Consider the following 20,173-nt stretch of genomic DNA (forward strand, 5'->3'; position numbering starts at 1 on the left):
GGATGTTTTTTATTTATAATCCTTTTTTGATTACCTTTTATTAATGAAACGATTTCTCTTTATAGCTGCTGTAACCATATTTGGTAATTTCTCTTTATTTGCTCAGCAAGAAATAGAACCAAAAGTAGATTCTATTGTTGTAGGGGAAACCAAAATAGATAGTTTGTATAGAGAAGATCAATTTTATTTTGGTCTTACCTTAAATTTATTGCTTAATCAACCTTCTGGTATTAGTCAATCAGACTTTTCTGGTGGTTTACAATTAGGTTATCTTAGAGACATGCCTATAAATAAACCTAGAACATTAGCTATTGCTGCAGGTGTTGGTTGGTCTGCAAATACTTATAATCAAAACCTACAAATTACAGATAATAATGGAGTTACCGAGTATTACGAGTTAGATGATGACGATGTAGATTATAGTAAAAATAAATTTTCTACCTACCTTGTTGAGTTTCCTTTAGAGTTTAGATGGAGAAATAGTACACCAACAGATTACAAATTTTGGAGAATTTATGCCGGGGTAAAAGCTAGCTATTTATATGGTTTTAAATCTACTTATGAGGGAGATGGTGGTAATGTTACCGTAAAAGATCTTGACGGTTTAAATAAATGGCGCTATGGGGTGATGTTTACTTTTGGTTATAATACCTTTAATTTTCATTTTTACTATAGTTTAAACCCTCTGTTTGATGCTAAAACGACAGATAATAATTACGATATAGGTTTAAATCCGTTAAAAATGGGACTTACCTTTTATATTTTATAATGTAAAATGGTTAGTTACCAATATAATTAATTGCGGAAAAGCTCCTATTAGTAAACCTACTATTAACTCGTGTGTAGAATGTGCTTTTTCTTGAATTCTAGAAGAGGCTGTCCATCCTATACTAAATACTAAAAAAGCTATTATATAAGTTAAATTTGTACTGTATATGATGCTTAAACAGGTTATAAATGATGCTAAGCCTGCTATACCTATTAAATGTAAGCTTACTTTGTATTTAAATATAACCAATAGTAAAGCAATGATAGATGTATATAAAATTGCTGAAAAATAATAGTATAACGTTCTAAACTCTTCCCCTATTAATATAAAATTTAATACTGTAAGTATTACTAAGCAGAAAAAAACCATGGGCAATCTTCTTTCTTTAACATTGCTTAGCTGTATGGTATTGGCAAGACCAAGGTTTTTTAATAAATAATAGAATACTACAGGGATAAAGATAGTAAGTATAGCAACTGCTAATAGTTTAGCACTAATAATAGAAGCAGGTAAAAATCTTGGAGTTATTTGAAAATAGGCAAGAGTCCCTATAAAAGGCATCCATAACGGATGAAAAATATAAGATGCACTTTTAATAAACCACTTCATTTAAATTTCTTTACGTAAACGAGCTACAGGTATATCTAATTGCTCTCTATATTTTGCAATTGTTCTTCTTGCAATTGGGTAGCCTTTATCTTTAAGTATTTTAGAAAGTTTATCGTCGGTTAGAGGTTTTCTTTTGTCTTCTTCTCCAACGGTGATTTCTAAAATTTTCTTTATTTCACGAGTAGATACATCTTCTCCTTGATCATTTTTCATAGATTCAGAAAAGAATTCTTTAATTAATTTAGTGCCGTATGGCGTATCTACATATTTACTATTTGCTACACGAGATACAGTAGAAACATCCATATCTATTTCTTCTGCAATATCTTTTAATATCATTGGTTTTAAATCTCGCTCATCTCCACTCAAAAAATACTTTTCTTGGTGATGCATAATAGCACTCATTGTAACAAAAAGAGTTTCTTGGCGTTGTCTAATAGCCTCTATAAACCATTTTGCAGAATCTAGTTTTTGTTTTATAAACATTACTGCATCTTTCTGCTCTTTGGTTTTCTTTTTCGTCTCTTTATAACCTTTAAGCATATTATTATACTCTCTAGAAACATGCATTTGTGGTGCATTTCTTCCATTAAGAGATAATTCTAACTCTCCGTCTTTAATTTTTATAGTAAAATCTGGAGTCACATGTTCTACAGGTCTTAAATTACCAGCATAAGAGCCTCCTGGTTTCGGATTTAAATGCTCTATTTGATCAATAGCATCTCTCAACTGATCTTCTGTTATGTCAAATTTTGCAAGTAATTTTTTATAGTGCTTCTTAGTAAACTGATCAAAAGCTTTTTCTAAAATTTCTATTGCTAGTTCAACATTTGTACTAGCATTTTTTCTTTTTAATTGTATTAGTAAACACTCTTGTAAATTTCTAGCGCCAACGCCAGCAGGATCTAGTTGATGTACTATTTTAAAAACTTTTTCAACCGTTTCTTCGTCTGTGTATACGTTTTGAGTAAAAGCTAAATCATCTACAATATCTGGAGTGTCTCTTCTTATATAACCACTCTCGTCTACGCTACCAACCAAAAATTCTGCAATATCATACTCGTTATCTTTGAGTCTAAAAGTTTGCAATTGTGTTTTTAAATGTTGAGAGAAAGATGTGCCAGATGCATAAGGTACAGTTTTCTCATCATCATCTTTACTGTAATTATTGGCTTGTAAACGGTAACTTGGCACTTCATCATCACTCAAATATTCATCTACATTAATTTCAGTTTCAATTACATCAGAGTCATTTTCTTGTACGTCATTTTTAAATTCATCTTCAAAATCGTATTCTTCCGATTTTTCTTTACCATTATCTAAAGCAGGATTATCTTCTAATTCTTGCTTTACTCGTTGCTCAAAAGCTTGCGTAGGCAGTTGTATCAACTTCATTAGTTGAATTTGCTGCGGAGATAACTTTTGAGAAAGTTTAAAATTTAACTGTTGCTTTAGCATAGATAATTAGATTGCTTCTTACAAAAATAACAAAATTGGCACGACAGTTGTTACCAAAATTTTGTTAAGCTTCATAAAATATAATTTATGGTGAAAAGCTTTAACTTTCTATAAATTTCTTGAATTTTTTTGGATAATTAGTAGCGAATTCTAAATTTTCTAGAGTGATAGGGTGAGTAAATTTTAAAGAAAAAGCGGTAAGATAAATTCCTCTAAATTTTTCTGTAGAACCATACATTTCATCTCCAATTATAGGATAACCATTTTTACTTAAATGTATTCTTATTTGGTGTGTTCTACCTGTAGTTGGGTAAAGTTGAACTAGGGAATATTGTTTTTCATTTTTTACTATTTTTTGAAGTAACTTAAATTTAGTTTCTGCTTTTTTATCTTCAATAGCATCTGTAAAAACCCCTTCATTTACAAGTTCACCAGATATAATTGCTAGGTATGATTTTTCAATTTCTTTCTCTTCAAAAGCTCTGTTTAAAAAGATTTGAGTGCTTTTGGTTTTAGCAATAATTAAAAGTCCGCTAGTTGGGTTATCTAACCTATGTACCGGAATGGGGTAAGAGAGAGTATCTTCTTGGGTTGAATTTTTTAAGTTGTGCGGAAGCGCATTTTCAATGGTTTTAAAATAGTTTCCGTTAGTTGGGTAACCAGCAGGTTTATTAATTACCGCTAAATAGTCATCTTCAAAAATAACTTCTAATGGGAGTGTAAAAATTTTTTTCTTCGGAAGGTTTTCTTGTAGTAATTCTAATATCTGTCCTTCTTCTATCCAATCTCCAGTATTCGCTGGTTTTCCATTAAGTAGAATACGTTGTTTTTTCACAGCTTTTTTTAATCCGCTACGGGAGGCTAAGGTTTTAAAGATGGTAGCTGCATATTCTTGTAGCCTTATTGGTTCTTTAATGCTGGGAACTATATGTTTTTCTATAATTTTCATGGAAATAAAAATAAAAAACCTCACAGTCTTTGAAAACTTGTGAGGTTTTGTAATTTATAAATATAACTTTATTGAAAAATTAAAATTCAGCATTTTTTGGTGTTCTAGGGTAAGGGATTACGTCACGTATATTTGTCATTCCTGTAGCAAATAATACTAAACGCTCAAAACCTAAACCAAAGCCACTGTGTACACAAGTTCCAAATCTTCTAGTGTCTAAATACCACCACAATTCTTTTTCGTCTACACCAAGTTCTTTCATTTTATCTTGTAAAACATCTAAACGTTCTTCTCTTTGTGAACCTCCAACAATCTCTCCAATTCCAGGGAAAAGAATATCCATTGCTCTAACGGTTTTACCATCTTCATTTAAACGCATATAAAACGCTTTAATATCTGCTGGATAATCAAATAAAATTACTGGGCAGTTAAAGTGTTTTTCAACTAAATAACGTTCGTGTTCACTTTGTAAATCTGCACCCCACTCTTCAATTATGTAATTAAATTTTTTCTTTTTATTAGGCTTAGAGTTCTTTAAAATATCTATAGCTTCTGTATAGCTAACACGTTTAAAATTGTTGTCTACAATAAAACGAAGTTTATCACGTAAAGCCATTGGCGCACGCTCTGCTTGTGGTTTTGATTTATCTTCTTGAATTACTCTGTTTTCTAAGAAGGCTAAATCATCATCACAGTTTTGTAACACGTGGTTTAAAACATATTTAATAAAATCTTCTGCCAAATCCATATTACCTTCTAAATCACAAAAAGCAACTTCTGGCTCAATCATCCAAAATTCTGCAAGGTGACGAGAAGTGTTAGAGTTTTCCGCTCTAAAGGTAGGTCCGAAAGTATAAATTTGTCCAAGTCCTAAAGCGTAAGTTTCTCCTTCTAACTGTCCGCTTACAGTTAAGTTAGACTCTTTTCCGAAGAAATCTTCTTTATAATTAATAGAACCATCTTCATTTTTAGGCGGATTGTTTAAATCAAAATTAGTGACTTTAAACATTTCTCCTGCTCCTTCTGCATCACTACCCGTAATAATTGGTGTGTTTACGTAGTTAAAACCATTTTGGTTAAAGTATTGGTGCACAGCAAAAGAAAGTTGAGAGCGTAAACGCATAACTGCGCTAAAAGTATTTGTTCTCACACGCAAGTGTGCTTGCTCACGTAATTTTTCTAGTGTGTGGCGTTTTGGAGAAAGAATAGTCTTTTTTACCTCTTCTGGGTCTGCTTTACCCAGAATTTCTATGGTGTTAACTTCAATTTCTACACGTTGCCCTTTTCCTTCGCTTTCTTTTAAAATTCCTGTAATGGCAACTGCAGCGCCAATGTTTATTTCTTTTAAAACCTCTTCTGGTGTATTTTCAAAATCTAAAACACATTGTAAATTATTAATGGTAGAACCATCATTTAAAGCTATAAAACGATTACTTCTAAAGGCGCGAACCCAACCTTTTGCAGTAAACTCTTGTGAAAATTGGTCGCTTTTTAATAATTCAGCAATTTTTGTGTGTTTCATCTTTGTTTTTCGTTTAAAAGGCAAAGATACTTTTTCTGCAAATGCTTGGCAAGAGCTTGTTTTAATTTATATAAATTTCATTTTGGTTCTGCTTGTTATTTTTATTATTTTATATGATATTTAAAACCAAAAACAATGTTTAAAAAACAATTTACAGTAGTAATAGCATTAATGTTTACCATATTTAACTTGAGTAATATTTTAGCACAAAATAAACTAACAGCTTCTGCGTATGCAGAAAAAGTTTCTGGAGAGTTAAATGTTGATAAAGGTAAAATTTATTATTTAGCTGAAGGTACAGGTAGCGTAGGTGATAAATACTTAAAAAATGGTTTTAGCTTATTAACATTTGTTAATGGTGATAAATCTGCAAACTTTACAATTATTCAAAATACTTGTGGAATCTCAGATATTACAAAAAAGGTAGTTTTAGAAAATTTGAGCTCACCTAATCAATTTGAGAATTTAATTTATAAAAATTTAATAACTAAAGATATTTTTGAAGATGATGGTCAAGAAATTATTGCTGTATTGTTTTATAAAAAAGACTTTGCTCCAATGTTAGGAGATTATGTAAAAAAGCTAAAACAATTAGAAAAAAAGGAGGGTATATCTTTTATTATTCTAACCTTAGAAGGGAAGAATGATATTAAAGGCGTTGATGATATTGTCGAAAGTTTTTAAAAAAAAAGCATGAAAAAAATCTACATTTTATTTGTATTGTTTAGTTTTTCTTTGGTGTGTAATGCTCAAGCTCCAAAAATTCACGAAAACAGTGTGGAAGAAAAAGCTATTATCGAAGAGTTAAAACTAACCGAAGATAAATTTTATTTTATTGCTGAAGAATCCAAACGGCCAGATAATTATAAAGGGGATGAGGATGAGACTTTAAATTCTATTCTATTTTTTGTTAAAAAGTACAACTCGGTTGGATGCAAAGAATTAGAAGATAATAATGATAGCTCACTAAGTTGCGATTTAGATCAAATTACAAAAGATAAAATCAGTAAATCTTTTAGAGGGTATAATTTATTTGAAGGAATGATCTTTAAAAATATTGAAACTAAAGCTGAATTTTCATTTTTAGAAGATCAAGTTACGGCAGTCTTAATTTATTCCAATCAATTTAAAGATTTTATTGATTATGAAAAACAAATTCAAGGTCTTGAAACACTTCAAGCTTCAGGAGTGATAGATAATTTTTTCGTGATTATCCAAAATTATTATTTGAAAGAGTAATAGTCTAAATATAAAACCGACAACAATTCTAGTTGTCGGTTTCTTTATTTTCTTCTTCTAAATCTTCACCGTCTGCTAAAATTTGTAAATGCGGTTCTTTTAGCGTTTTCTTGTTTGCAATATTTCTTTCTAATGATAGTAGTAGCGATGGTAATAAAAGTAAGTTAGAAAGCATTGCAAATAGTAAAGTGGCAGAAACTAAACCACCTAAAGCTTTGGTTCCTCCAAAACTACTAATCATGAATACTGAGAAACCGAAAAACAAAACAATAGAAGTATAGAACATACTTACCGTAGTTTCTCTCAAAGCTGGATATACAGATTTTTTAATCTTCCAGTTATTTGTTTTAAGTACTTGTCTATATTTTGCTAGAAAATGAATGGTATCATCTACAGAAATACCAAAGGCAATACTAAATACTAAAATAGTAGAAGGTTTAATAGGTATGCCTAAAAAGCCCATCATACCAGCAGTAATTAGTAGTGGTAGTAAGTTTGGTACAAGAGAGATTAAAATCATTCTAAAAGAACGGAACATCCAGGCCATAAAAATAGCAATTAGTACTATGGCAAGTGTAAGAGACATTACTAAGTTTTGTACCAAGTAATTGGTTCCTTTCTGAAAAACTAAAGCTTTACCTGTCATGGTTACTTCATAACGGTCTTCTGGGAAAATTTCGTGAATTTTTGGCCATAAATTAGCTTCAATTCTTTCCATTTCTTCGGTTCCTACATCTTTCATAAAAACCGTCATGCGTGCATATTGCCCTGTAGAATCTACATAAGCATTTAGCTGATCGCTTGTGCCGTCTGATAAATTTTTAAGATATGGAAATATAAAGTTTTGCTCTTGTGAGGTTGGTAATTGGTAATATTTCGGATTACCGTTATAATATGCCTGCTTAGAGTATTTTACTAAATCTACTACAGAAACTGGTTGAGAAAGTTCTGGAGCATCTAGTAATAAATCTTCTAATCGTTGCATTTTCTTCAACGTAGAAAGTTTAAGCACTCCTTTTTTTCTATTGGTGTTTATTAAAATTTCTAGCGGCATGATACCATCAAACTCGTCTTCAAAAAATTCAATATCTTTAAAAAACTCTGCGTCTTGTGGCATATCTTCTAACAGACTACCAGAAACTTTAATTTGATAGATACCAATAATACTGGTAGCTAATAAAATTACAGAGCAAATGTAAATAGTAATTCTACGGTGTTTTACGGTACGTTGTATCCAATCTACAAAGCCTTCAATCCAAGTTTTACCTAAATGGCGTAAATGCTTTTCTTTAGGTCTAGGCATGTAGCTGTAGATAATTGGAATAATAAGTAAACTTAGTACAAATATTGCTAAAATATTTACAGAGGCAACCACACCAAATTCTTTTAGTAAGGTACTTTCTGTAATAATAAAAGTAGCAAAACCAGAGGCTGTAGTAACGTTAGTCATTAAAGTAGCATTACCAACTTTAGTAATAACTCGTTGTAAAGATTTGGCTTGATTACCGTGATTTTTTATTTCTTGCTGGTATTTATTAATAAGAAATATACAGTTAGGGATACCAATTACAATAATTAACGGAGGTATAATTGCTGTTAATACAGTGATCTCATAATTCATTAATCCTAAAAAACCAAAAGACCACATTACCCCAATAATTACGGTGAACATAGATATTAGTGTGGCTCTAAATGATCTAAAAAAGAAGAAGAATATTAAAGAGGTTACTAGTAGAGCTCCCCCTACAAAAAGACCAATTTCATCTACAATATTTTGAGAATTTAATGTTCTGATATATGGCATACCAGATACGTGCAACTCTAAATTGTTATCTTTTTCAAACTGTTTAAGTAACGGATCTATTTCTTCTAAAATAAAAATCTTTCGTTGCTTAGAGTTTACAATGTCTTTTTTAATATAAACAGCCGTTTGTACTGTGTTAGATTTTTTACTGTACACTAAACCTTCATAAAAAGGCAAGCTGTCAAATAATTCTTTTTTATAGTTGCTTACTTGTTGCTGGTTTAGTTTTTCTTCTTTTACAAGATCTACTAACTCAAATCTTGGGGGGTTATCAAATTTTTGAAGTTTTTTAAGTTTACCAACTCCAATAGTAAATTCTACTTCTGGAAAAGAATCTAACTTTTCTGCTAATTGATTCCAAGCATTAAATTTTTCTGGAGTAAATAGAGTAGGGTCGTTGGTAGCTACTAGAAGTACATTTCCTTCTTCTCCAAACCTATCTAAAAATTTTTGATACTCTTGGTTCACCTCGTGGTGATCCGGTAGTAAATTGGCTTCTGTAAAAGAGAAGCGCATATTTTTCCATTGTGTACCAAGAAATACGGTGATACAAGCTATAAGAACCAGAATAACTGTTCGGTTTCTTAGTATAATACCTGCAATAGTATTCCAGAATCCGAAACTGAAAATTTTAGACATATCAAAAAATTACGGGGGCAAAGGTATAAAATGCTTATTAATAAACTATTGAAAAAGTAAATTAAAGCTTAAAATAAAACGTAAACTTAAAGGCAATGTTATCTTCTAAATCTGGTAAATGGTATGCGCCGTATCTATATGCAAAGTTTAATCCAAAACCAGTGATTATATTGTTTATCTCAAAACCAGATTCTGAGTAACCGTGTTCTAGTGTGTTAAAATTAATTCCGTAATGGTTTGCTTTATTGGTCATGTCTCCAATAGCATGGCGAGTAATTAATACTAATTGCGGATTTGAATATTTACCTATTTCCCATCTTCTAAAAAAATGTTTTACTTGTAAATTGGCTAACCTATCGCTAAAAAACTCACTAAAGTACATAGTCTCAAACGTTCTTCTTCCTGCTACAGAGAAACGTTGCATGATTTTATCTTTTTCGGGGTTGTTTGGGTATGCGTGAAAACTATGCGTTAACGGGATGTCACCAAACCCATAATTACCTTCTAATATAACTTGTGTGCTAGTTTGGTTTAAACGCTCGTGAGTGTAGTTAATTTTAGCACCAACTTTAGTGAAATTAAAATCACTGTCTATTACATTATCTATTGCTTGAGTAGCTTGAAAGGTGATTTGTGGGTATCCTTTTTTTATTTCAATGTTTCTGTCGTCAGATTTTAAATAGTCGCTAAACGGTGACCATCTAAATGAAGCGGTAGCCTCTGTAATGTTATATTGGCTATAAAGTTTTTTATCGTGTTGATATAGATAACCTTTTGTTTGCGAAACCTCATTTTTTGATATTTGAAATTCACTTAATAACTTAGAGGTAAATCTATGTTGAAGGCTTATTTGTGTTTTTTTATACTTATAATAATAACTAATGTTTACCAATCTTGGCTCAAATAAAGAATAAACCCTAGCATCTGTAAGGTAATGGAAGCTTCCTACCTCTGCAATATCGTCTGTGTAAATAGCATTTAGCCAAGTTCCTGTTTTTTTGTTTAAAGAAACTCCACCGCCAATGCTGTATTTAAAAGCGCTGTCTTTAAAACCATATACGCCGTAACCTTGTAATCTAAAATTAGAAGAAAGTTTCTCGTTAGTTACCCCTCCAAGACCTAATCTTATCCCTTCATATTGATTGTACTTTACAAGAGTTCTTAAATCAAAATCAAAAAAACCAACCGGAAAGTAACCGTTATTAAAATGTTGTATAACATTAATTTTTCTATTAATGTTTTCTTTGGTTATAATGCTGTCTATTTTTTTAAAAGTATGTTGGTCACGACTTGTGAAGGGGATGGTTCTTAGGTTTTTCCATAACGTATCAGAAGTTTTTATAGCATCTGGTAATAATACCACTGTACTACTGTTTTTTTCTACAGTTACAGATTGATTAAATAAAATATCTTGATAAGTTGAAACAGATTTTAAATATAATTGTTCTCCTTCTTTGTCTTTTTCTGGGAGTCTACCAATATCTATATTGCCGCCAAAAATAGATATATCTCTGCCTATAGAACCTGGTTTTATAGTAATGGTGTTTTTTTTTGGGAACCAAATATTCTCTTTAGCGAAGTAAGAAAAATCTTGAATAACCTCTAAATCTGCTTTTCCTTTTAAATTCCCTATAGCCTTTTGTATGCCATAATTTAAAGTGTCTATATGAAGCACCCCTTCTAAACTTGCTAGATTGCTATTTTTTTTAGGCTTAAAAAGTACTACATATGCAGGACGTTTACCTTCTGTAGTGTCTAGAATTTTATAATCGTAATTTTTAAGAGCTTTGTTAGAGAGTGGTGAGCTGTATTCTGAACCAAAAATCACATAATATTTTTCGTACCAACTATTAGATTGTACTCTTGTTGCTAGCAGCTCATATACGGGCTCTTTAAAACCAGCAGTTCTTGTGGCAAAAATTGTTTCTTTTTCACCATTTCCTTTTTTGTATTCTATAACACTACTTTTTTCTGCCAAATAATTTCTGCCTTCTTCTAAAACAGTTTTTATAAGTCTATAAGTTGAGTCTACAGTTAAGTTTAATTCATTTTGTTCATTATCAATAACAAATTTGTTATAAGTGCTGTATTGATAGGAGTTGAATTTTTCTTTCGGATTATTTTGACTTTTATGAGTTAGGGTTTTGCTTATTATTGTATTTGCTTTATTTTTTTCTGAAGTAATAAATACTTCATCTAATTGGTTTGGAAAAGGGCTTAGGTTAACTTGGTAAAAATCTGCTCCAGAAATTTTTATCTTTTCTGATGCATAACCATTGTATTCTACTAAAAAGCTTGTGGTGCTATCTGTAATTTTAAAATTAAATGTTCCGTCTATTTTAGTAAGAAATTTTTGCTGAGAAGGTTGTAATTTAATGTATGCAAAAGGTAACCCACCTCCGTTCAGTTTATCTTTAACTTTTCCGGTAATTAATTGTTGAGCATTTGCAGAGTTAAAGCAAACACACAAAAGAATAGATGCAAAAAAACCATGAAAGGCTTTAGCCATATGGGGAATTTTAATTTAAAGACTAAGAAAATGAAAAAAAGCGACAATGATTGTCGCTTTAATTAAAATTTAATAATTACAACGTATTATACCGTCATAATCTCTTTTTCTTTATTAGCTAAAACTTCATCAATTTTAGCAATATATTTATCTGTTAATTTTTGGATATCAACTTCTGCATTTTTCTTTTCATCATCAGAAACGTCAGATTTTTTAATATCGTTATTTGCAGATTTTCTATCGTTTCTAACACCAACTTTAGCGTCTTCTGCTTCTGCTTTTGCTTGTTTTGCAAGTTCTCTACGGCGTTCTTCTGTTAATGGTGGTACGTTAATAATTACGCTTTCTCCATTATTCATAGGATTAAACCCTAAGTTAGCAACTTGTATTGCTTTTTCAATTTCTTGAATTAAAGACTTTTCAAATGGCTGAATAGATATGGTTCTTGCGTCTGGTGTGTTTACATTACCAACTTGGTTAAGTGGAGTTTTAGACCCGTAATAATCTACCAAGACACTACCTACCATACTTGGGCTTGCTTTACCAGCTCTAATTTTTACAAATTCTTTTTCTAAGTGAGCAATTGCTTTTTGCATGGATTCTTCAGCAGAATCTATAATAAAATTAATTTCTTCATCCATAACATTAAATTTTTAAACTTTAGTAGTGTGTTTATAGATTAACCTTTGTACCAATATTTTCTCCAGAAACTACTTTTAATAGGTTTCCGTCTTTATTCATATCAAAAACAATAATAGGTAATTCATTTTCTTGACTTAAAGTAAAAGCAGTAGTGTCCATTACTTTTAATCCTTTTCTTAAAACATCGTCAAAAGTAATAAAATCAAATTTTGTAGCTTCTACATCTTTTTCAGGATCTGCAGTGTAAATACCATCTACACGTGTTCCTTTTAAAATGACGTCTGCTTCTATTTCAATAGCTCTTAAAACAGCAGCAGAATCTGTGGTGAAATATGGGTTACCTGTACCGCCACCAAAAATAACCACTCTACCTTTTTCTAAATGTCTAAGAGCTTTTCTTCTAATAAAAGGCTCTGCAACTTCGTTAATTTTTACTGCAGATTGTAAGCGTGTAGCAATACCTGCGTCTTCACAAGCACTTTGTAGTGCTAAGCCGTTAATTACGGTTGCTAGCATCCCCATATGGTCACCTTGTACACGGTCCATACCTTTACTAGCTCCAGCAACACCTCTAAAAATGTTACCACCGCCAATAACTATAGCAACTTGAATTCCTTTGTCTACAATGGTTTTAATCTCTTTTGCATAATCTGCCAAACGCTCTGGGTCTATACCGTATTGACGTTTGCCCATTAAGGCTTCTCCTGAGAGTTTTAATAGAATTCTTTTGTATTGCATGTCTTGTGTATAAAGTTGTGCAAATATAATGATATTCTTAATCTGTAAAAGCATTGCATGAAAAAACTAAATCTAATTTTTTTGCGCGATGGTATGTTTGTAGTGTATAAAAAAAACCGCTTCCATTAATTAATGAAAGCGGTTTTAAAATTTTATAAGAATTTAAATTACCCTAAAGTAACTCTCTTAAATTCTGTGATAGTTACATCTCCGTAAGAAGATACGTAATCTGCAACATTTTTCTTTTCATCTTTAATAAAAGACTGGTCTAATAAACACATTTCTTTATCTAGAGTTGTATTGTCTGAGATGAAACGATCCATTTTACCTGGTAAAATTTTATCCCAGATTTTTTCTGGTTTACCCTCTGCTTGTAATTCTGCTTTAGCATCTTCTTCTGCTTTAGCTAAAACTTCAGGAGTTATTTGAGACATAGAGATGTATTGAGGTACATTTTTTAATGTTTTTCCTAAACGACCTAACTCAATGTTTCCTTTTTCAATTTCAGCAATTCTAGCTTCTGTTTCAGAAGCAACAAATGCTGGGTCTAAGTCTTTGTAAGATAAAGAGCTAGCTCCCATAGATGCAATTTGCATAGCAACATCTTTCCCTAAAGTTTCTGCGTTGTCAACTTTTTGAGAGAAACCAACAATTGCAGCAATTTTGTTAATATGCACGTAAGAACCAACATAGGCAGCAGTTACAGTTTCAAAAGCATTAATATCTAGCTTTTCACCAATAACTCCAGTTTGCTCTACTAATTTTTCAGCAACTGTCATACCTCCAAAATCAGCAGCTAAAAATTCTTCTTTATTATCAAAATTTAAAGCTAAATCACCAAGTTCACTAGCTAATTGTAAAAAGTTTTCGTTTTTACCAACAAAATCAGTTTCACAACCTAAAACGATAGCAACACCTTTAGTTTGGTCTGCATTTACTTTAGCTACAGCAGCTCCTTCAGAAGACTCTCTGTCTGCTCTTTTTGCAGCAACTTTTTGACCTTTTTTACGTAGTACTTCGATAGCTTTATCGAAATCACCTTCAGCTTCTACAAGTGCTTTTTTACAGTCCATCATCCCTGCACCGGTAGCTTTTCTTAATTTATTTACTTCAGCAGCAGCTATTTTTGCCATGTTGTTTGTTTTTATTGTTAAAAAAATAAGTCGTTCAGCCTACGATTTTATGAATAAAAGAGCTAAACGACTTATCATTAAATTTATAAAATTGTTATCTTATTTATCTTCTTTAGATTCAGCTTTCTCTAAAGTTTCTTTTTTCTCTTCTTCTTTAGAAGGAGCTTCTGCTTTTGGAGCAGCTGGTTTTGCTTCTTTTTTAGCAGCTTTGTCTGCTTTTCTGTCCGCTAAACCTTCTACGATAGAATCTGAAACATAAGACATTACTTTTTTGATAGACTTAGATGCATCATCATTTGCAGGGATTACATAGTCAACCTCTCTTGGATCTGAGTTAGTATCTACCATTGCAAAAATTGGAATGTTTAATTTTTGTGCTTCTTTGATAGCAATGTGCTCACGAGTGATGTCAACTACAAATAATGCTCCTGGTAAACGAGTCATATCTGAAATAGAACCTAAGTTTTTCTCTAACTTAGCTCTCATACGGTCTACTTGAAGACGCTCTTTTTTAGAAAGAGAGTTAAAAGTACCGTCTTTTTTCATGCGGTCTACTGCAGCCATTTTTTTAACAGCTTTACGAATGGTAACAAAGTTTGTTAACATTCCACCAGGCCAACGCTCAGTGATGTAAGGCATGTTAGCTTTTTCTGCTTCTTCAGAAACAATTTCTTTAGCTTGTTTTTTTGTAGCTACAAAAAGTATTTTTCTACCGCTTGCTGCTATTTTGCTAAGAGCCTCAGCAGCTTCTTGCATTTTTGCAGCACTTTTATATAAGTTGATGATGTGAATACCATTACGTTCCATATAAATATAAGGAGCCATATTTGGATTCCATCTTCTTGTCAAGTGACCAAAGTGTACACCTGCATCAAGTAATTCTTTAACTTCTACTTTGTTTGCCATTTTTGTAATAGTTTACGTTCTGTTGAGATAGCGCAATAAATAAGTGGCGTTTTTTACGGCCTTATTTATTTAGATGCTAAACTAACTTCATTATTAATTGAATAATGAATAACAACAAATACTTTTATTAAATTTTTAATTTTTGAAAGAACAACCTTCCAAAACGTATTAACGCTTAGAGAATTGAAATTTCTTACGAGCTTTCTTCTGACCAAATTTCTTACGTTCAACCATTCTTGGGTCTCTTGTAAGTAAACCTTCTGGCTTAAGAGCAAGTCTGTTTTCTTCATCAATCTCACACATAGCTCTAGAGATAGCAAGACGTACAGCTTCTGCTTGTCCTGTAATTCCACCACCGTGAACGCTTACGTTAAGATCAAAATTACCTTCGTTACCTGTTAACATTAATGGTTGGTTAACTTTGTACTGTAAAGTACCAGTAGTAAAGTAATCGTTAAGCTCTTTTTTGTTGATAGTAATATTTCCTTGTCCTTCAGAAATATAAACACGAGCTACTGCAGTCTTTCTACGACCAATTTTGTGAATTGTTTCCATTTACACAAGTTCGTTTAGGTTAATATGCTTAGGTTTTTGCGCTTCTTGTTCATGCTCTGAACCTACGTAAACCTTTAAATTTTTGAAAAGAGCTGAACCTAATTTGTTCTTAGGTAACATACCTTTTACAGATTTTTCGATAAGTCTTACTGGATCTTTACCGAATAATTCACTAGCTGTTAAGCTTCTTTGTCCACCCGGGTAGCCTGTGTGACGGATATACTCTTTCGCGTCCCATTTTTTACCTGTTAAGTTGATTTTTTCTGCATTAATAACAATTACGTTATCACCGCAATCAACGTGTGGGGTGTAATCTGGCTTGTACTTACCTCTAATAAACTTTGCAGCTATTGAAGAAAGACGACCAAGCGATTGTCCTTCAGCATCTAACACGACCCATTCTTTATTAACGGTCTTCTTGTTGGCAGATACTGTTTTGTAACTCAATGTGTCCACACTAAAAATTTTTAATTATTAAACATTCCATTCCCTTTCCCAATCCGGGAAACGGGGTGCAAATGTACGATTATTAATTTATTTGACAAGCGTATAGGGTAATATTTTTAGCTAACTATACTAATATCCAAAAGGTTAAATTCGTTTTTCAAACTTTTTTTTGTATTTTATTAATAACATTTAGTTAAAATAAGTTTATCTTACAGGTATTTCTGTTTAACTACATTTAATAATCTCAATAAAAAAATAGCGCTATGGGTACAAAACTACTTGAATTTAAAATACAGTATGTAATATGTTATATACTCTTTTTTTTGGGTATTTGCTCAAAAATGAACTCTCAAGTTCAGATTTATAGTTATGATTTTGAAAATTATCTTGTTGGTGATTATACAACTTCTATTCCTGAATTTAATGCTAATAATGGTGATTACTTTATTTTGACTGATGAAGCTTCAATTAGTGGTGATTTCACGAATGTACAAGGGAGTTATTTTTTTGCTGCTCAAGATATTGATGGGCAAGGAGCTTCTGCAAATCAAACTTTAACGTTTAATAATATTAACGTTGCAGGTTATACTAGTTTAGAATTTAGAGTTTATTTAGCAGAAGATGATAATGGTGCTAATGAAAATTGGGATGATCCAGATTATGTTCATTTTAGTTATGATGTAGACAATAGCGGTAGTTTCACAGATATTTTAAATATAGAGGCTACTGGAGGAACAAATACTGCACCAGCAATTGATACAAATTTTGATGGATTTGGTAATGGTACAGCTATAACAGATGCTTTTACTCAATATTCAATTTCTATACCTCAAACCGGGGTAGATTTAGATTTAAAAGTTACATTTAATTTAAATTCCGGAGATGAAGATATAGCGATAGACAATATTGAAGTATATGGTACACCTTCAGTGAGTCCTTTTATATATAATGTAACACAAACTCCAATGGTGGGAAACGTCACTTCTAGTGATGTAGTTTCTGTATCTGCAGATGCTATAGATAGTGCTGATGGTATTGCAGGTGTAATTTTAAAGTGGGGTTTGGTTAGTGGTGCATTAACTAGCTCTATTAATATGAGTTTGAGTAGCGGCAATACGTATGTAGCAGACACTTCTATTCCAGCTCAAGTTGGTGGGTCTACAGTTTATTATCAAATTCAGGCTACAAATGGTAATGTAGTGCCATCAACTGTGTCAAGTGCAGAGTTTAGTTACTCTGTTACAGATCCTCTTTCTTTAATTATTTCAGAAGTTGCAGATCCAGGAGATATTTCAAATGCTAAATTTCTTGAAATTTATAATAATGGAACATTACCTATTGATTTTTCTACAGAAACTATCTATGTAGAAAGGTATGCAAATGGTAGTACTAGTCCACAAAGTTTACAGCTAACAGGTACTTTAAATGCTGGAGATTATTATGTAATTGCTGGTAATGCTACAGATTTTTCTACAGCTTATGGTTTTTCTGCAGATTTAGTTAGTGGCGCAATATCTGGAAATGGAAATGATGTATATGCTCTTTATATGAATGGCGATGAAAATACGGGAGTCTTACTAGATATTTATGGTGAGATAGGAGTAGATGGTACTGGTGAAGCTTGGGAGTATGAAGATAGCCGTGCAGTAAGAAATAGTCTTACTTATTCTCCTTCTACTGTTTGGATTGCTTCAGAATGGACAATTACTGCTGCTAATGCAAATGATATGACACCTGGTAGGGGAGAACCAACTATTTATACCTACAACAGTGGTTGGTTGCCAACTACACCAATTGGTAATGCGTTGCCAACAGATTATGTAGTTATAGAAAATGGAGAAGTGAGTTTAACTGCAGATTTAGAAATATTTAATTTAGAAGTAGAATCAGCAGGAATTTTAAATGTTGAAAATGTTCTTAAAGTAAATGGTAATATTGTTAATAATGGAGAATTAATTTTTATTAGTAATGCTTCAACAACGGGGCAGTTAGATGAGTTTTATGGTAGCATTTCTGGAAGTAGTGATATTACAGTACAAAGATATATTCCTGGAGGTATAAGAGCTTTTAGATTTTTAACTAGTGCAGTTACTACTTCTACTAGTATTAATGATAATTGGCAAGAGGGAGTGAATAATGTAGGTACAAATTTTGCTACAGATAACCTAAACCCTAATCCTGCTTACGGTATACATATTACTGGTTCTACTACTGGAGCCAACGGTTTTGATGCTACTGTGAGTGGTAACCCTTCATTATTTGGTTTTAATAATACTACGCAAACTTGGTTTGATGTAGCAAACACAAACGTTAACACCTTTGTAGCGGGAGAACCGTATAGAGTTTTAGTAAGGGGAGATAGAGGTATTAACGTAACTTATAATTCTGCACCTGCTACTGTAACTACGTTAAGAGCTAAAGGAGATTTGGCTTACGGAAGTCAGTCTACTAGTTTATCTACTGTGCAAGATTATTTTAATCTTATAGGTAATCCTTACCAAGCTATTGTAGATATGACATTGGTTTTGGCAAGATCTGTAAATTTAAACATTAATCAATACTATGTGTGGGATGCTAATTTAGGTACTCGTGGGGCGTATGCAACGGTAGATTTATCTACAGGTGTTCCTGTCCCGTCTGGTTCCTTGGCTAATCAATATTTACAACCAGGGCAAGCAGTATTTGTTTCTACTTTATTAGGGGTTGCTTCTTCTATTACTTTTGAAGAAAGTGATAAAGCAACGAGTGAAAGTTTGGTAAATGTTTTTAGAAGCTCTAATACCGACTCTTCTCTAAATATAGAATTGCAAGCACAAAGTGCATTTTTAAATAACGGAAGTGTTGCAGATGGGGTGAGAGTAAAGTTTGTAGCAAATGCATCAAACTCAATTGAAGCAAATGACGCTTCTAAACTAGGTAATTTAGATGAAACACTTTCTATAGTTAACGGTAATAACTATTTGAGTATAGAGACTAGAGATTTACCTCAAACGGGAGAAATAATACCTCTTTCTATATTTCAGTATAGAGAAGATAGTTATGTGTTTAAAATTAACTTAGATAATTTAGGCAATGTAGACGCATATTTAATAGATGCTTATTTGGGTACACAAACTTTATTAGATTCTACTCAAGAAAATGTGATTAATTTTAATGTAGATGAAACAATAAGCGCTAGCGTTGATGAGCGTCGTTTTTCTATTATGTTTGTAGAGAGTACATTGGCAGATAATAATTTTATTGAAAATGACTTTTTATTATATCCTAACCCAAGTACTAATGGCAACTTTACAATTCGGTTGGCAAAGCTAGAGACAAATAAATTAACGGTAAATATTTTTGATGTATTAGGCAAACAAGTTTATGCGAGTCCATTTTTAGTTACCAACAATTCTGTAGAGCTAAATAACGTAAATTTAAATAGTGGTGTTTATTTAGTGCAATTAGAATATAATGGAAAAATAACAACTCAAAAATTAATAGTAGAGTAAGACCAAGTTTAAACTAAAACAAAAATTCCATTTCATAAAGAGATGGAATTTTTGTTTTTCTATGCTTTAACGTGTAGTTATTTTAAAAAACCTTGAGTTTTTAAATCTTTATGGTATTGTTCAATATCTTCAGGGATATCATTTTGTATGAGCCAATTAACATCTAGCCCGTTTTGCATTGCGGTACTCATTAAAATAGCATTATCACCAATTAAATTACCTAGTTCATTCAAACCTTCTTCAAACTCCATATATAAATCTTCATGCATTTTGTGAATATGTAGAAGAATTCTGTACGTTCTTGTAACTACATATAAATTGAATTTTTTAGCTTGAAGAGGTGTTGTTTTTTTAAATAAGAGTTTACTGTTTTTAAGTAAGGTATTTAACATTAATAGGTTTAAAGAAACTTCTCCAAACTTATCTTTAGTAACTCTTACGTGTTCACTAATTTCTCCACTTAAATTACGAGTAAGCATTTTTAAATGGTTGAGTGATTTAGCGTAATCTGTAATTTCTTTAGCTCTTTCTGTAACGCGTTTTTCTAGTTTTAAGCGATGATCATCTACGGTTTGGTCATCAATCAATTCAAAATAAAGTCTGTTGACTAAATTTTCATCTTTCTTTAATAACCTAATTAACAGTTTATCTTTTTCTTTTTCAGATAAATGAAGAACTGCTTCTTTAAATTCTTGGCTAAATTTCATAGTTGCTATTCAAGATGTTTATGAAAAGATTTTTTTATGAGTTTAAATATTGCTCG

The 20,173-nt window shown here is 31.7% G+C and carries 17 protein-coding genes; 4 read left to right on the forward strand and 13 right to left on the reverse strand.

Annotation, left to right across the window (positions count from 1 at the left end; all coding sequences use genetic code 11):
• The first annotated feature begins 43 nt into the window (after positions 1–43).
• Positions 44–769, forward strand: a complete 726-nt coding sequence (locus BUC03_RS09025) for a porin family protein (protein WP_073150658.1) — start codon at positions 44–46, stop codon at positions 767–769.
• On the opposite strand, the gene BUC03_RS09030 is transcribed toward BUC03_RS09025, so the two are convergent.
• From BUC03_RS09030 to asnS, 4 genes are all read right to left on the reverse strand, one after another.
• Complete coding sequence (locus BUC03_RS09030) at positions 764–1,378, reverse strand: hypothetical protein (protein WP_073150661.1); 615 nt, start codon at positions 1,376–1,378, stop codon at positions 764–766. The genes BUC03_RS09025 and BUC03_RS09030 overlap by 6 nt on opposite strands.
• A complete protein-coding gene (rpoN, locus tag BUC03_RS09035) occupies positions 1,379–2,836 on the reverse strand; it encodes an RNA polymerase factor sigma-54 (RefSeq protein ID WP_073150664.1) in 1,458 nt (485 codons plus the stop codon).
• 100 nt (positions 2,837–2,936) lie between these two features.
• Positions 2,937–3,785: an RluA family pseudouridine synthase gene (locus BUC03_RS09040; RefSeq protein WP_073150667.1), complete on the reverse strand. Its 849-nt coding sequence runs from the start codon at positions 3,783–3,785 to the stop codon at positions 2,937–2,939.
• A gap of 79 nt (positions 3,786–3,864) precedes the next feature.
• Positions 3,865–5,307, reverse strand: coding sequence for an asparagine--tRNA ligase (gene asnS, locus BUC03_RS09045; protein WP_073150670.1), 1,443 nt, complete (start codon positions 5,305–5,307; stop codon positions 3,865–3,867).
• Positions 5,308–5,442: 135 nt separating this feature from the next.
• Here asnS and BUC03_RS09050 point away from each other — a divergent pair, with 135 nt between their 5' ends.
• Positions 5,443–5,991: a hypothetical protein gene (locus BUC03_RS09050; protein WP_073150673.1), complete on the forward strand. Its 549-nt coding sequence runs from the start codon at positions 5,443–5,445 to the stop codon at positions 5,989–5,991.
• A gap of 9 nt (positions 5,992–6,000) precedes the next feature.
• Complete coding sequence (locus BUC03_RS09055; RefSeq protein ID WP_073150676.1) at positions 6,001–6,546, forward strand: hypothetical protein; 546 nt, start codon at positions 6,001–6,003, stop codon at positions 6,544–6,546.
• Positions 6,547–6,574: 28 nt separating this feature from the next.
• Here the strand turns inward: BUC03_RS09055 and BUC03_RS09060 are convergent, their stop codons facing one another.
• From BUC03_RS09060 to rplM, 8 genes are all read right to left on the reverse strand, one after another.
• A complete protein-coding gene (locus tag BUC03_RS09060) occupies positions 6,575–8,989 on the reverse strand; it encodes an efflux RND transporter permease subunit (protein ID WP_073150679.1) in 2,415 nt (804 codons plus the stop codon).
• A 61-nt stretch (positions 8,990–9,050) separates the two neighbouring features.
• Positions 9,051–11,498: a DUF5686 family protein gene (locus tag BUC03_RS09065; RefSeq protein ID WP_073150681.1), complete on the reverse strand. Its 2,448-nt coding sequence runs from the start codon at positions 11,496–11,498 to the stop codon at positions 9,051–9,053.
• 86 nt (positions 11,499–11,584) lie between these two features.
• Positions 11,585–12,139, reverse strand: a complete 555-nt coding sequence (gene frr, locus BUC03_RS09070; protein WP_073150684.1) for a ribosome recycling factor — start codon at positions 12,137–12,139, stop codon at positions 11,585–11,587.
• 31 nt (positions 12,140–12,170) lie between these two features.
• On the reverse strand, positions 12,171–12,878 hold the full coding sequence (gene pyrH / locus BUC03_RS09075) for a UMP kinase (RefSeq protein ID WP_073150687.1): 708 nt from the start codon (positions 12,876–12,878) through the stop codon (positions 12,171–12,173).
• A gap of 167 nt (positions 12,879–13,045) precedes the next feature.
• Positions 13,046–14,011 (reverse strand): translation elongation factor Ts, encoded by a 966-nt coding sequence (gene tsf / locus BUC03_RS09080; protein ID WP_073150689.1) that lies wholly within the window; start codon positions 14,009–14,011, stop codon positions 13,046–13,048.
• Positions 14,012–14,110: 99 nt separating this feature from the next.
• On the reverse strand, positions 14,111–14,917 hold the full coding sequence (gene rpsB / locus BUC03_RS09085) for a 30S ribosomal protein S2 (protein ID WP_073150691.1): 807 nt from the start codon (positions 14,915–14,917) through the stop codon (positions 14,111–14,113).
• Positions 14,918–15,085: 168 nt separating this feature from the next.
• Positions 15,086–15,472, reverse strand: coding sequence for a 30S ribosomal protein S9 (rpsI, locus tag BUC03_RS09090; RefSeq protein ID WP_073150694.1), 387 nt, complete (start codon positions 15,470–15,472; stop codon positions 15,086–15,088).
• On the reverse strand, positions 15,473–15,928 hold the full coding sequence (gene rplM / locus BUC03_RS09095) for a 50S ribosomal protein L13 (RefSeq protein WP_073150697.1): 456 nt from the start codon (positions 15,926–15,928) through the stop codon (positions 15,473–15,475).
• A 332-nt stretch (positions 15,929–16,260) separates the two neighbouring features.
• On the opposite strand from rplM, the gene BUC03_RS09100 reads away from it, so the two are divergent.
• Entirely contained in the window at positions 16,261–19,410 is a 3,150-nt protein-coding gene (locus BUC03_RS09100; protein WP_073150700.1) for a T9SS type A sorting domain-containing protein, read from the forward strand.
• Positions 19,411–19,487: 77 nt separating this feature from the next.
• Here the strand turns inward: BUC03_RS09100 and BUC03_RS09105 are convergent, their stop codons facing one another.
• Positions 19,488–20,117 carry a hypothetical protein gene (locus BUC03_RS09105; RefSeq protein WP_073150703.1) on the reverse strand — a complete coding sequence of 210 codons (630 nt, stop codon included), beginning with the start codon at positions 20,115–20,117 and terminating at the stop codon, positions 19,488–19,490.
• Positions 20,118–20,173: the final 56 nt, after the last annotated feature.

It is taken from the genome of Mesonia phycicola (assembly GCF_900141885.1).
Classification (GTDB): domain Bacteria; phylum Bacteroidota; class Bacteroidia; order Flavobacteriales; family Flavobacteriaceae; genus Mesonia; species Mesonia phycicola.